A 13,910-nucleotide genomic window follows, 5' to 3' on the forward strand; every position below is an offset into this window, starting at 1 on the left:
TCCGGCTGCGGGCACGAGCGTCCCGAAGTCGCCCCCCGCGCCTACCGCAGTGCCGGGGATCCCGCTGCTCGCGCCGTAGAACGTGATCCGGACGATCAGGTGCTTCGGGGAGGGTTCGGTGTCGTGCGTCCCGGGCGGGGGACCGGGAGGCTCCGAAGCCACGTCGGTGCTCGTCGTCGAACCGGTCGGCGTAGGGGCGCTGCCGGCAGCCGGGCAGGCCTGGGTGCTCGCCCCGCCGCTTCCGCCGACTGCCGAAGAACTTCGGCCGTGCTCGACCGGGCCTGCCCCTCCACGCGGGCGGGCCGGTCGTGCGCGGGGCGGCACGTGGCGTCCGACGTCACGACTGGAGGACCTCGATCAACCGCTCGATGTTGCGCGACCGCCAGTACTCCACCCGCTGGTTGATCCGGATGCTCCCGGGCAGGTCGTTCTCGTCGAAGTCCTGGTCGATCACCAGGATCTGGACCGCCCGGTCGACGGGCTTCTTGACCTGGTGGTGCGCGAAGATCGCCGTTTCCAGCTTGGCCCAGCTCGATCCCGAGTACGACGGGCTGGCGAAGATGAGGATCCGCCTGCTGTGCTTCACGCCATACTCGACCGTGCTCAGGGTGGTGTCTCCCGGCCACATGTCCTTGTCGTCGTACCAGCAGTTCAGGCCGACCGCCTCCAAGCGCCGCAGGACCTCGAGCACGACGGGCTTGTCCGCGCTGGAGTGGCACAGGAACACGTCGTACCGGTAGCCGTCCTCGGACCGCTGCCCGACGCGGGACAGCACCTTGAACAGGGCGTCGTGCTGGCGGCCGGTCAGCTCGTCGATGCCCTTGGCGTCGATGCGCAGCATCTTCGGCGAGGTGAGGTTGGTGTAGGTGGGCGCCGGGACCTTCAGGTCGGGCAGGTCGATCCAGATGATCGGGAACTTCCGCCCGTCCAGTTCGCCGTGGGCCTCGGTGCGCAGCGTGCCGGCGACGAGGATGCACAGGCCCTTGGACTGCTCGTGCGGAGCGATGTCGTCGAGCGAGATCCGGAACGGGGTGAGCGGCACCAGCTCGCAGTACCTGCGCAACGGCTGGAGCGGGTCGTCGGGGGAGCCCGGCCCGACGGTGAGGGGTCCGCTCGGGTCGCCCTTCGGGCCCGCCAGGTACGAGACGTTGTCGCTGACGTGTTCGAGGATGCGCTCGCTGATGTAGGCGTTGAACTGGGTCGCGGCGGCCTTGCCCACGGCGTCGTTGCCGAGCAGCTTCGACTGGACGTCGTCGTTGTTGAACGACAGCAGCGCCACGTCCGTCAACGCCACCAGGTCGGCGGTGCGGCGGCGGCCCAGCGCGAAGGCGAAGTCGCCGACGATCTCACCCACGCCGTAGGGGTACATCGGTGCGGCGTCGCCGTGGTAGCCCTTGCCCTCGGAGTTGTACACGCCGACTTGTCCGCGCAGGATGACGAAAAGTGAATCGCCCGGCTCGTCGAAGCGGCAGATGAACTCGCCCTCGGTCCGCTCGACGAGCTGGCCGAGCCGCAGCATGCTCGCCAGCTCGTCTTCCTTGAAGCGGTTCAGCAGCGGGTTCGACTTGAGCTCGTTGCTGTTCTGGTCGCGGTACTGGAGATTCAGCGCCGCCCTCTTGAGTTCGCTGGTGGCGTCCGTGGAGGTCGAGTTCACCTGCCACATCCGCTTGGTGAAGTACAGCCAATCCCAGTGCTTCCGGTAGTCGTTCGCCGGCACCGACGGGTTCTTCAGGCGGGCCAGGTCGCCCAGGCTTTCCACGGGCCACTCGGGCACGGTCCCGTCCAGGGAGAGCAGGTAGAGCAGGCGGGTCGGGAAATCGCGCGCGGGAAAGGGCATGGGTACGTGGAAACTCACGGCCGAATCGGTGTCGGACGCCTGCATCCCGGCTCGGAACTCCTCGGAGGCGACGACGTCGTCGGCGACGACGTGCCCCAGCAGCCATCCCGCGTAGTTGATCCCGCCGCCGACGAGTTGGACTCGCTCGTCGGCGCCGACGACATCGCAGACCTTGTCGACGTGGCAGGTGATGCGCAGCGGCACGCGCTCGGCTCTCGCCCACGAGGTCAACTCGGCGAGCAGGTCGACGGCGGGCCGCTGCCAGGCCTGGTGCCGGAAGACCACGTGGCCTCCGTCGCCCCCGGACGACCACACGACATCACCCGGCTCGCACGAGTCGATCGTCGCCGCCACGATCCGGTTGATCTTCTCGATTCGGCTGACTTGATCGCTCTCGTCCGCCGCCGAATGACCGCTGATGTCGCATGACACGATCGCGACCTCGTAGAAGTCCATCGCGTGGGACGACTGCACAGGGCGCCTCCGTGGTGCCTGTCGACCACATCGTCCGCAATAGTGCGGAAACGTTGCGGTGGTGCGACTTGAACCGGTTCGCGATCATATCGCGGACGTCGGGCGAACACCTCGGAAGGCTTGCGGGGCGCCTCGGCGGTGAGGCGCCGGACGTGGTCGATCGGGCGGCCGGGTCAGTCCTGGATCAGCCCGAGGTCGCTGAACACCTGCCGGCCCCAGGACAGCGCGGTCGGCAGGTCGTCCCACTGCCGGTCCTCTTCGGTGAGGTACGGGAACACGTACGGCTCGGTGATGTCGGCGGGCAGGTCGGTCGCGCGGCAGGTGTACGGGGGACGTCCGTAGTTGTCCGCGAACATCGCCTCGGCGACCTCCTTCGGCTGCGCGTCCCAGATGCCGAACCACAGTCGCCGCAGCATCCCCGGGTGCGCCATGGCGAAGATCAGCCTGCCCGCGTCGAACGGTTCGCCGGCCGAGATCACCCGCGCCACGCCGCAGTAGCGCTGCGGCCCTTCGGACGAGTGCAGGACCCCGGCGTCACCGGACCAGATCTCCACGCTGTGGCCGGCGTCGATGATCGCGGCGCACAGCGTGGCCAGCGCCAGGCCGCGGTTGATGATCACGTTGTGCGCGATCCGGTGCGAGTACGAGGACGGCACGAGGAACGTGATCACCTTGCCGCGCCGGGAGACCTGCCGGGGCACCGCGTCCACCATGCACTCCGGCACACCGGCCAGGTACGCGCCGACGTCGACCTCGCTGCCGGTCACGTCCCAGGTCGGTTCCAGCACCGTGACGGCGTGGGACAGGCCGGCGCTGTCGCGCAGTTGGCTGATCGTCACGGCGGCCTGCTCCAAGGCCAGCGGCCAGCCGTCGACGGCCAGCTGGACCGCCTCCTCCCAGGAGGAGCCGTGCCACCCGAGATCGACTCTCCTGCTCGTCCCGTGGGCGATGGACGGCGGAGCCGTTGCGGCATCGAGGAACTCGCGCCAGGACAGCAGCGGCGGCAACGTCGTGGGCAGCACGGGTCAGTCCAATCCGAGTGCTTTGCGGTGCGCGTCGGACAGGCCGCGCACCACCCGCCACTGCAGCACCTGGTCCACGGTGGCGCCCGCCTCCAGCAGCTTGGCGCCGTCGATGCTGGTCCGCGGGGAGAAGAGCACCGGCAGCTTCTTGTCCTCCGCCAGCTTCCGCAGCTCTCGGACCTCGGCGAGGAGCTCGTGCACCGCGTCCGGGTGCGACGGCGCGTGCCGCAGCGCGATCCGCTCCTCCAACCCCTCGTCGATCGGCACGTCGATCACCACGAAGCGGTCCAGCGTGGCGGCGTCCAACGTCTGCCGGCCGACGTACTGCCGGTCACCTCCCGTGCCGTACGTGTTCCCGGTGGCCACCAACCGGAAGTTCTCGTGCGCGTCCACCATGCGGTCCGCGAACGCGCAGGTGCCCAGCGCGAGCGCCTGGTTCAGCTCGGCGAGCAGCCCGGGGTGGCCGTTGTCCAGCTCGTCCAGCAGCATCACGCCGCCGTGCTCGAACGCCCGGCGGAACGGGGTGTCGCGGTACTGGCCGTGGGCGTCGTAGTAGCCGAACACCTTGCTCATCGGGGTGGTCGGGCCCAGCGACAGCGCCTGGAACTCCAGGTCCAACGCCCCCGCGGCGTGCTTGGCCAGCATGGACTTCCCGGTGCCCGCCGGGCCGACCAGCAGCACGTGGCAGCGCGCGTGCAGGGCCACCAGCAACTCCGGCAGCACGGTGTGCGTGTCCGCGCCCAGTTCCACCTCCTTGCCCTGCGGCAGCACCACGGTGACCACGTTCGGCGCGTACTGCGCGAACGTCTTCTCCGCCTCCTCGCGGACCGCGCCGCGGACCGAGTCCAGCGCTTCCGCGGACACCTGGTCGACCACGCCCGGCAGGGCCTCGCGGGTCGCCTCGCGGGCCAGCTCGGTCGCCGCGACCGCGGCTTTGCCCGCCAGTTCGTCGTGCAGCAGCCGCAGGTCCGGAGTCGCTTCGGCCACCGCGTCACGGGCGAGCGCCGGCAGCACCTCCGCCGCCGCCCGCTCCACGGCCTCGGCCAGCGAACCGCGGACCTTGTCCGCCTCGTCCCGCACCGCCCCGGGCGCCGCCTCCTCGACCGCCGCGCACACCACCTCGACCATCGCGGCGGACCCGGCGCGCACCAACTCGTCACGCACCTCGTCGCGGTCCGGCGTGGCCTTGGCGACCGCGGCGCGGGCCAGTTCGGCGATCACCTCCTCGGACTGCCGCGCGAGCGTGCCGGCAACCGCGTCGCGCACCTGGTCGGTGGCCTGGCGCACCACGTCCGCGAGCACCTCCCCGGCCTGACCGCGCACGATGCCGGTCGCTTCCGCGGCCACCGCGGCGACCAGCTCCTCGCGCACCTTCGCCGCGTCCGGCGTCGCCTCCCGCACCGCGGCCCTGGCCAGGTCCGGCAGCAGGTCGTCCGCGGCGCGGTTGACCAACGCCGGCAGGTCGGCCTCCAGCTCCTCGCGCGCCGCCCCCTCGACCGCGGCCCGCATCTCGGCCAGGTCCGGCGTGGCCTCGGCGACCGCGTGCTTGGCCAGGCCGGGCAGCGCCGCCTGGGCGTGCCGGTGGATGGTCTCCGGCAGCCGGGCCTGGATCTCGCTCTGCACCATCCACAGCAGATTGCTCTGCGTGAACACCGCACGCGCCACCGCCTCGGAGATCTGGGCGATCTCCGCCTTCGTGCTGGTCCGCACGCTTCCTCCCCGTTCCACGTGGTGTCGCCACGAGTATGTGATCGGTTCGGGGGCTCATCCGGAGAGCGGCACGTTGCTGCCACGGTCGGCCGTCGTGCCGCGGGGCAGCCGATCACGCCCGGCGGTTCGGCATCCGTCGGTTCAGCGGCCCAGTCGGGACGCGAGACCGTCGAGCACGCACTCCAGGCCGAACGTGAACTCGACGTCGGGGTCGGGTTCCTCGGCTTCGAGGACTCGGCGGGCGAGCATCGGGTGCTCTCCGGCCGCCAGGACCTGGCTGATGTAGGGGCCGACGCTGCGCTGCCACTGCTCCTCGGTCAGACCGGTGCGCTGCTCGGCGTGCCGAACGGCCTGCTGGGTGGCCACCGAGCCCAGCACGTACGCGTGCACGGCACCGAGCGCCCGCGAGGCCTGGGTGATGTCGGACGTGAGCGCGACGGCGGCACGCAGCGCGGATTCGGACCGCCGCAACGAGTGGGGGCCGAGCGACGGCCTGCCCGCCAGCTCGCCCGCCAGCCACGGGTGCCGAAGCAGGACCGCGCGCAGCCCGTGCGCGACCGCGGCCAGGTCGGCGCGCCAGTCGCCCGAGGGCTCGGGGAGCGGGTCCTCGCCCTGCGCCGCGTCGACCATCAGGTCCACCAGCTCGTCGCGGTTGGTGATGTAGCGGTAGAGGGTGGCCGTCCCGGAACCGAGGTCGCCCGCGATCCGGCGCATCGACACCGCGGCCAGGCCCTCCGCGTCGGCGACCGCCAGCGCGGCGGCCACGTACTGGTCCACCCCCGGCGCGCGTCGGCGCGGTTCGGGGCGCTGCCTGGTCCACACCGACGCGGGAGCGGGTTCGGTCATCGGGCGGTCCCTTCCTCGTTGACCGGCATCCTACCTTCTGGCTACGGTGTAGCCATGACGGAAACGGTGTATCCAGAAGTGCCGGTGCTCGTGGTCGGAGGCGGCAGCGTCGGGCTCCTCACGGCGGCGCTGCTCGCCCACCACGGCGTCCCGGCGGTGCTCGTGGAACGCCGGTCGGGGCCGTCGTCCCACCCGCGCGCCACCGGCATCGGGCCGCGCACGGTCGAGGTCCTCCGCGAGCTCGGGCTCGACGCCGCCGTCGACGCCGTCGCGGTCGACCTGCGGGGCGCCACGGGCAAGGCGGTGGCGCGGACCGTCGTCGAGATGGGCGTGGGCGACGTGGTGACCGTGCCCATGCCGACCCCGTCCGCCGGTGAACCGGACACGACGCCGTTCAGGTTGCGCGGTGTCTGCGCGCAGGACCGCCTCGACGCCGTGGTGGCGGCCGACCTGGCGCGTCGCGGGGCGGACCTGCGCTGGTCGACCCGCCTGGTCGGCCTCGCGCAGGACGCCGACGGGGTCGACGTCGAACTGGAAGGGCCCGACGGTCGCTACTCGCTGCGCTGCGCGCGCGTGGTGGCCGCGGACGGCGCGCACAGTGCCGTGCGGACCGCGCTCGGCGTGGGCACGTCCGGGGCGGGCGACCTGGGCAAGTCGATGATCAACATCCTGTTCCGCGCCGACCTCCGACCCCACCTGCGGGGGATGTCCTTCGCCACCTGCACGATCACCACGCCGGAGGCGCCCGGCCTGCTGGCGACCGTGGATGGCGAGGCGACCTGGGTCTTCCACGTCGAGTGCGACGTCGACGGGGGCGAGCGCCCCGAGGACTTCACGCACGAGCGGTGCGTCGCGGTCGTCCGCGCGGCGGTCGGGGATCCCGACCTCGACGTCGAGGTGCGCAGCGTGCTCCCGTGGCGGCCCCGGAGCGCCCTCGCCGACCGCTTCGCCGTCGGCCGCGTGTTCCTCGTCGGCGACGCCGCGCACACCGTGTCACCCCTGGGCGCGTTCGGCCTCAACACCGGCGTCGCCGATGCCCACAACCTGGTGTGGAAGCTGGCCGCCGTCCGCCGCGGCGAGGCGGGCGCCGGCCTGCTCGACACCTACGCGCAGGAGCGCGAGCCGGTCGCCGCGGCGACGCTGGACCAGGCGATGCGCCGGCTCGCCGACCCCCGGTTGCACTGGGGACGTGGACCGGAGGCCGACACCGCCAGGGCTGCCGCGGGGGTGTGGGCGGCGCCGGTCGTGCACCTCGGCCAGCGGTACGACTCGGTCGCCGTCGTCGACCCGCGGCCGGAACTGCCGTCCACAGTGGACCTGGCGGTGGCGCTGGACGGCTCACCGGGCTCACGTGTGCCGCACGCGTGGGTCGACGGGGTCTCCACGCTCGACCTCGTCGCGTCCCGGTGGACCCTGCTGGTGGGCACCGCGGGCGACCGATGGCTCGCCGCCGCGGCGGACCTGGGCCTCCCGGCGCACCGGGTCTCCGCGCCGTGGCTGGCCGAGGGCGGAGCCCTGCTCGTGCGACCGGACGCGATCGTCGCGCTGCGGGTCGCCGCACCGGTCCCCGACCCGGAGCGGTTCCTCGCCGACGTCCTGGACCGGGTGCTGGTCCGGCCGGTCGCGGTGCCGAGCACCTGACCGCGGCGCGCCTCGACGGGAGCCGGCCCCGTCACGGCTGGAGCTTGGTCGTGCCGACTCCGAGGTTCGAGACGAGGGGTGGCCGCCCGTTCGCACGGCGTCGCCTCGCCTCCGACGGGTCAGAGGTGCCGATGGTGCGCGGGGTGGCGAGGTCGCATCGGGAAGTCCTGATGCCCGCCGACGGTGTCGCCGACGTGACCGCGGGCGGTGGGGTGTCGCGCGTCACATCCGCAGGTGTCACGTCCGGCGGGGCCTGTCTGTCCTATGGCCGTTCAACGCCACGGAAAACCGGTGGCACGGTCAGGAGAGCAGGGCAGTGTCATGGAACTCGACCACCACGTCGTCGTGCTGGGCGCCGGGTACACCGGCATGTTCGCCGCCATCCGGCTGGCCCGCCGCACCCGCCGGACCGGTGTCCGGATCACGCTGGTCAACCCGTCTGCCCGGTTCACCGAGCGGCTGCGGATGCACCAGGTCGCGGCCGGGCAGGAGTTGGCCCACTTCCGGATCCCCCACCTGGTCGCCGGGACCGGCATCGCGTTCGTGCGGGGCAGGGCCACCGCGATCGACCCCGACGGCCGGACCGTCACGATCGACGACGGCGCCCGCCTGGACTACGACACCCTGGTCTACGCGCTGGGCAGCGCCACCGACACCAACCGGGTCCCCGGCGCGGACGTGCACGCCTTCACGCTCAACAGCCCCCAAGCCGCCGTCCGCTTCCACGAGAGGCTGAACGGCCTCGCCGCCGGCGACACCGTCACCGTCTGCGGCGGCGGCCTGACCGGTGTCGAGGCGGCGACCGAGGTCGCCGAAGCCCGGCCCGACCTGAACGTCACGCTGATCAGCGCGACCGAGCCCGGCGCGATGATGGGCGACCGGGCCCGCGCCCACCTCCACCGGTCGCTGCGCCGCCTCGGCGTGACGGTCGTGGCCGGCGCACAGGTCACCGAGGTGCTGGCCGACGCCGTCGCACTGGAGACCGGCGAGCGGGTCGCCTCGGCCGCCTGCCTGTGGACGACGGGCGTCGCGGTGTCGCCGCTGGCCCGCGAGTCGGGCATCGCGGTGGACGACCGCGGGCTGATCGTGGTCGACGCGGCGCTGCGGTCGGTGTCGCACCCCGACGTCCACGCCATCGGCGACGCCGCCGCCGTCCGGCTGGGCTGGGGGCGCGTCCACGGCACGTGCCAGAGCGGCCTGCCCACCGCCCAGCACACCGCCGACACCATCGCCCGGCTGCTGCGCGGCAAGCCCGCCAAGCCGTTCCGGTTCGGCTACTTCCACCAGCCGGTCAGCCTCGGCCGCCGTGACGCGGTCATCCAGTTCACCCACGCCGACGACACCCCGCGCCGGATCTACCTCAAGGGCCGCGCCGCCGTCCTCTACAAGGAGTTCGTCAGCGGCAGCCCGGTCAAGATGTACCGGCTCGGCAAGCACGTGGACGTCAGCACCATCGTCTCGAAGGGCGGCCGTGCCACCCGCGAGCCCGCCGCCGCGCGTTGAGAGCATCGAAGCCATGATCGATCGTGACCCCTACCTCGAACACCGGCGGCTGCTGTTCACCACCGCCTACCGGATGCTGGGCAGCGTCGCCGACGCCGAGGACGTCCTCCAGGACACCTGGCTCACGTGGCACGCCGCCGACCGCTCAGACGTCCGGCACCCGAAGGCGTACTTGGTGCGCGTGGTCACCAACCTGTCGCTGAACCGGCTCACCTCCGCCCGGGCGACCCGGGAGACCTACGTCGGCCCGTGGCTGCCCGAGCCGCTGCTGACCTCGCCCGACGCCGCCACGGAGACCGACATGGCCGACACCGTCTCCACCGCGATGATGGTGGTGCTGGAAACCCTCAACCCCGTCGAACGCGCGGTGTTCCTGCTCCGCGAGGTCTTCGGGTACTCCCACGCCGAGATCGCCGACGCGCTGGACCGCCCGGAGCCCACCGTCCGCCAGATCGCGCACCGCGCCCGCGAGCACGTCCAGGCCCGCCGTCCCCGCTTCGACACCGACCCGGAGCGGCGCGCGGCGATCACGTCCAGGTTCATCGCGGCCTGCGCGGGCGGCGACCTCAACGCGGTGATGGAACTGCTGGCCCCCAGCGTGACCGCGTGGTCCGACGGCGGCGGGAAGATCACCGCGGCGCTGCGGCCCCTGCACGGCCCGGACCACGTCGCCCGCTGGTTCCTCGGCGTGCTGGCCAAACCCACCTCGGCGGGCGTCGTCCTCGAACCGGCCTCCATCAACGGTGAGCTGGGTGTGCTGGTCACCCTCGGGTCGACCCCCGTCGGCGCCTTGACCTTCGACCTGGCCCACGGGCTCGTGCAGAACCTGCGCCTGCAGATCAACCCGGACAAGCTCACCGGGCTCCGGTAGCCGCGACGGCCGCGTTCCTCGCCGGTGCGCCTGGCGCAAGGGCGATACGCCGCCACCGGCACGTCACGTAGGCTCCCCCCGTTACCTAATGAGTGCCGAACGATCCGCTGAGGATCAAGGACGCCTAATGAGTGCCGAACGATCCGCTGAGGATCAAGGACGCCTTCCCGTTACCTGACATGCGAAGGTCTCGAAAAAGATCGGCGGCTTGGCCCAGCGGTCGTTCCCAAGCTCGAACGACCAGGCCGGTCCGGACTGGATGCCTGCACTGGGCCGTGGCCTTGAGCCTGAAGTCGTAGATCGGCCCCGGCCCGGTCTGGTCGTTCGTCCACGCGTTCCGCTGACGCCTGGCGATACCTCGGGCCCTGAGCCCTTGTCTAAGAGCGAGCCGACGGCGGACCGGTGGTGGCGGCCGGGGTGCGCCTCGGCCGCCACCACCTCATTGATCATCATGTTGCTCGTGGTTCGAGCCCGTCTGCGCGGACGACACCCGACAAGCCTGGAGCCATGGAGCTCTGAGTCGAGACCGGTGGCCGCGCGGATCGCTGGGATCGCGAACGGCTCAATCGGAGGTCAGGCCGCAGAGCCTCGTCATTAGGGCGCCGCGCGTTCTCGCCAGGGTTTGACCAGCACAAAGAGATGAGTTGAGGGGAAAGCACACCAGTGAGGGTGTTCTGCGGGATCGACTGGGCCGAGGACCACCACGACGTCGCCCTGGTCGACGCCGACGGCGGCCTGGTCGCCAAGAGACGCATCGACGACTCCGCCACCGGGTTCGCCGAGCTGCTGGCCATGCTCACCGCCGCCGGTGACGATCCGGCCGAGCCGATCCCGGTGGCGATCGAGACCCCGCGCGGGCTGTTGGTCGCCGCGCTGCGCCAGACCGGCAGGCGGGTCTACGCGATCAACCCGATGGCGGTGGCCCGCTACCGCGAGCGCCACACCGTCGCGCGCAAGAAGTCCGACCACGTCGACGCGATGACGCTGGCCAACATCCTGCGCACCGACTCCCACGCCCACCGGCCGCTCCCTGCCGACAGCGAACTCGCCCAGGCCGTCGCGGTGCTGGCCCGCGCCACCCAGGACGCCATCTGGCGCCGCACGAAGGCCACCCAGGAGCTGCGGTCCCTGCTGCGCGAGTACTACCCGAGCTTCCTGGCCGCCTTCGCCAAGGGCACCGTCACCAACCTCGCCAGCCCCGAGTCCCGCGCCGTCCTGGCCCTGGCTCCGACACCGACGGCCGCATCGAGGCTGACCAGAGCCCGCATCGCCACGGCCCTGCGCCGGGCGGGCCGCAAGCGCGGCATCGACGCCCTGGCCGCCCAACTCCACCAAGCACTGCGCGCCGACCAGCTGCGGCAGCCACCGTTGGTCGAAGAAGCACTCGGCCGGCGGGCGACCGCGCTGCTGGCCACGCTCGACACCGAATGCGTCAACGCCGACCAGCTCGGCGAGGCCACCGCCGAAGCGTTCCGCCGGCACCCGGACCACGAGATCATCACCAGCTTCCCCGGCCTGGGCGATCTCACCGGCGCCCGCGTCCTGGCCGAGATCGGCGACGACCGCACCCGCTTCCCCGACGCCCGCGCGCTCAAGGCATACGCCGGATCGGCACCCGTGACCAGGGCCTCCGGCCGCAGCATCTCGATCACCCGCCGCACGGTCAAAAACGACCGCCTCAACGCCGCCGGGTTCCTCTGGACCTTCGCCACACTCGCCCGACCAGGCCCGGCCAAGGACCACTACCAACGCCGACGCGCGCACGGTGACCGCCACGCCGCGGCCCTGCGACACCTGTTCAACCGCTTCCTCGGCCAGCTCCACCACTGCCTGCAAACCCGCCAGACCTACGACCCGATCAAGGCGTTCGGCGAGACACCCGCCACGCCAGAACCAGTCGCGGCTTGACTCTTGGCCACATCGGAGGTCTTTTTCGTAGCTCCTGATCAAGGAGTTGTGGTCGCCGGGTCCGGCATGACTGACGCCCCCAGTCGAAGGCATGATCCGGGGGGTGGTGTCACCGGACCCGGTGGCATCGCCGGACCGCTGAAAGGGACACGGCCACCGCTTGGTAGGTCTCGTCGTAACGTGGGTGCCGGCCTGCGATGCCCACCCGGCGACCACCAGCGACGGACGAACGGCACGACGTATGACCAGCACTTTCGGGGTGTTCCTCGGCCTGGACGTGGGCAAGGGTGAACACCACGCGGTCGGCCTGGGCCCGACCGGGAAACGGCTGCACGACGGGCCGCTGCCCAACAGCGAACCGCGACTGCGCGCGCTGTTCGACAAGCTCGCCGCCCACGGGCCGCTGCTGGTGGTGGTCGACCAACCGGCCACGATCGGGGCGCTGCCGGTCGCGGTCGCCCGGGCGGCCGGCCACACGGTGGCCTACCTGCCCGGCCTGGCCATGCGCCGCATTGCCGACCTCTACCCCGGCCGCGCTGGTCGCGTTGACCGCCTTGATGGACCTGGTCCTGGCCGGGTGGGTGTGGCGCGTGCACGGCGTGCTGCAGGACTACGTCGACGGCCGGATCGGGGAGGCCGAGTTCAAGCGCACGCTCGCCGTGACCGACTTGCCCGACCTGGGCGCCGCCGCCGCGTACCTCGCCGCGGGCGTGGTGTTCGTGGTGTGGACGTGGAACGCCCGCTCCAACGCGGACCTGGTCGCGCCGGACGCACACCACCTCCCCAAGCGGTGGGCGATCTGGGGCTGGCTGCCGGTCATCAGCTTCTGGTTCCCGCGCCGCGTGGTGGTGGACGTCTGGCAGGCCAGCCTGCCGAGGCACGAGCTCGGCCGGGGCCGCGCCGAGGTCAACTGGTGGTGGGGCCTGTTCATCGCCTACCACGTGATCGACTGGTTCGCGGACCGGTCGCTGGCCCGCAACACGACCGTCGAGGGGTTCGCCAACGGCGGGGTGGTGCTCGTGGTGGTGGCCGTGCTGTCGGTGGCCGCCGCGGCGTTGGCGGTGAACGTCGTGCGGCGGATCACCGCCTGGCAGTCAGAGCCCGGCTTCGTCACGCCGCCGGAGGTCGTCTCGCCGTCGTCCGCCGGGTTGGCCCCGGTCGACGTGCCCGAGCGGCCCGCTCCACCGATCGCGCCGCCCGCCCACGACCCGCGGTGGCAGCGTCCCGAGTAGACACCCGTCCCACGCGACTCCTTTGACGGCCACGGCACTCCCTGTGGGTGGTGCCGTGGCCGTCCTCATGGGATCCCGGACTTTTGGCGGAGGTCATGCAGAAGTGACCCCCGATGGAACTGGGGCAGGGCACGGGATAATCGGCGGCAGGGCGGGCGGGAATGCGCGACACTTCGCCGGGTGATCGTGATGCAGCCCGTTCTGGAGGTCCACGGCCGGGGGGACGGCTTCGCCCTCTGGCCTGTCGCCGAGGCCGTGCCGTCCGGTTTCCTGGCGCTCAGCGGCGCGCTCACGCCCCTCGAGGTCGGGGCAGCGGTGATGTACATCGCCGGTTGGAACGACATCGACCCCGAGAACGACGGCCGTCCGCCTCGCCCCGCCGACCCGCTGGGATCCTTCCTGCACGGCCTGCTCACCTTCGACACGGTCTTCGCGGCCGGCGGCCTGCGCGTGACGGACAGCGCCACGGGCGTGGAGTTCCTGCCGGGCTGCTGCAACGGCCTGGAGGACTGGCGCGAGTGGCACCAGGTCCTCGACGGCAGCGGCCGGGCCTGCTTCGGGCACGACCCCGACGCCTGCGCCGAACGGCACGGCGGCACCGTCCGGCTGATCGTCGACGACGAGCGGAGCGACAGCCCGGCGATCGAGCTGCCCGTCACCGACCTCCGGCGCCTGCTCGCCGGAGCCGAGCGCGATCTCGCCGGCTTCCTCGCGTCGGCAGCCGACTGGGCCGCCCGGCACCTGCCCGGCCACGCCGCCCCCGTCACGGCCGCCCTCGCCCGCGTGCTGGACCTCCCGCCACCGGCCGGACTGCGAGCCAGGAACCCCGACGCCCGTTGACCTGACGGCGGAATCCCCCGTCGCGC

General features: G+C 72.1%; 10 protein-coding genes and 1 pseudogene. 7 read left to right on the plus strand and 4 right to left on the minus strand.

What is annotated here, in order from left to right:
• Positions 1-337 precede the first annotated feature (337 nt).
• The 4 genes from AB0H12_RS39435 to AB0H12_RS39450 form a co-directional block, all read right to left on the minus strand.
• Positions 338-2,311, minus strand: a complete 1,974-nt coding sequence (locus AB0H12_RS39435; RefSeq protein ID WP_499630164.1) for a TIR domain-containing protein — start codon at positions 2,309-2,311, stop codon at positions 338-340.
• Positions 2,312-2,484: 173 nt separating this feature from the next.
• Positions 2,485-3,333, minus strand: coding sequence for a DUF7192 family protein (locus AB0H12_RS39440; RefSeq protein ID WP_499630166.1), 849 nt, complete (start codon positions 3,331-3,333; stop codon positions 2,485-2,487).
• 3 nt (positions 3,334-3,336) lie between these two features.
• Entirely contained in the window at positions 3,337-5,043 is a 1,707-nt protein-coding gene (locus tag AB0H12_RS39445) for an AAA family ATPase (protein ID WP_499630168.1), read from the minus strand.
• A gap of 141 nt (positions 5,044-5,184) precedes the next feature.
• Positions 5,185-5,889: a TetR/AcrR family transcriptional regulator C-terminal domain-containing protein gene (locus AB0H12_RS39450; protein ID WP_499630170.1), complete on the minus strand. Its 705-nt coding sequence runs from the start codon at positions 5,887-5,889 to the stop codon at positions 5,185-5,187.
• Positions 5,890-5,943: 54 nt separating this feature from the next.
• On the opposite strand from AB0H12_RS39450, the gene AB0H12_RS39455 reads away from it, so the two are divergent.
• From AB0H12_RS39455 to AB0H12_RS39485, 7 genes and pseudogenes are all read left to right on the plus strand, one after another.
• A complete protein-coding gene (locus AB0H12_RS39455; RefSeq protein ID WP_499630172.1) occupies positions 5,944-7,530 on the plus strand; it encodes an FAD-dependent monooxygenase in 1,587 nt (528 codons plus the stop codon).
• A 321-nt stretch (positions 7,531-7,851) separates the two neighbouring features.
• A complete protein-coding gene (locus AB0H12_RS39460; protein ID WP_499630174.1) occupies positions 7,852-9,033 on the plus strand; it encodes an NAD(P)/FAD-dependent oxidoreductase in 1,182 nt (393 codons plus the stop codon).
• Between the two features lie 13 nt (positions 9,034-9,046).
• Positions 9,047-9,904, plus strand: coding sequence for an RNA polymerase sigma-70 factor (locus AB0H12_RS39465; protein ID WP_499630176.1), 858 nt, complete (start codon positions 9,047-9,049; stop codon positions 9,902-9,904).
• A gap of 663 nt (positions 9,905-10,567) precedes the next feature.
• Complete coding sequence (locus tag AB0H12_RS39470) at positions 10,568-11,812, plus strand: IS110 family RNA-guided transposase (protein ID WP_499630178.1); 1,245 nt, start codon at positions 10,568-10,570, stop codon at positions 11,810-11,812.
• A gap of 241 nt (positions 11,813-12,053) precedes the next feature.
• A pseudogene (locus AB0H12_RS39475) lies at positions 12,054-12,350 on the plus strand (IS110 family transposase); the annotation flags it as partial.
• 19 nt (positions 12,351-12,369) lie between these two features.
• A complete protein-coding gene (locus AB0H12_RS39480; protein ID WP_499630204.1) occupies positions 12,370-13,044 on the plus strand; it encodes a DUF4328 domain-containing protein in 675 nt (224 codons plus the stop codon).
• A gap of 189 nt (positions 13,045-13,233) precedes the next feature.
• The gene (locus tag AB0H12_RS39485) at positions 13,234-13,884 is read left to right on the plus strand and encodes a hypothetical protein (protein WP_499630205.1); all 651 of its coding nucleotides are present in this window, start codon (positions 13,234-13,236) and stop codon (positions 13,882-13,884) included.
• Positions 13,885-13,910 lie beyond the last annotated feature (26 nt).

Source organism: Actinosynnema sp. NPDC023794 (assembly GCF_040639675.1).
In the GTDB taxonomy this organism is placed as follows: Bacteria; Actinomycetota; Actinomycetes; order Mycobacteriales; family Pseudonocardiaceae; genus Actinosynnema; species Actinosynnema luteola.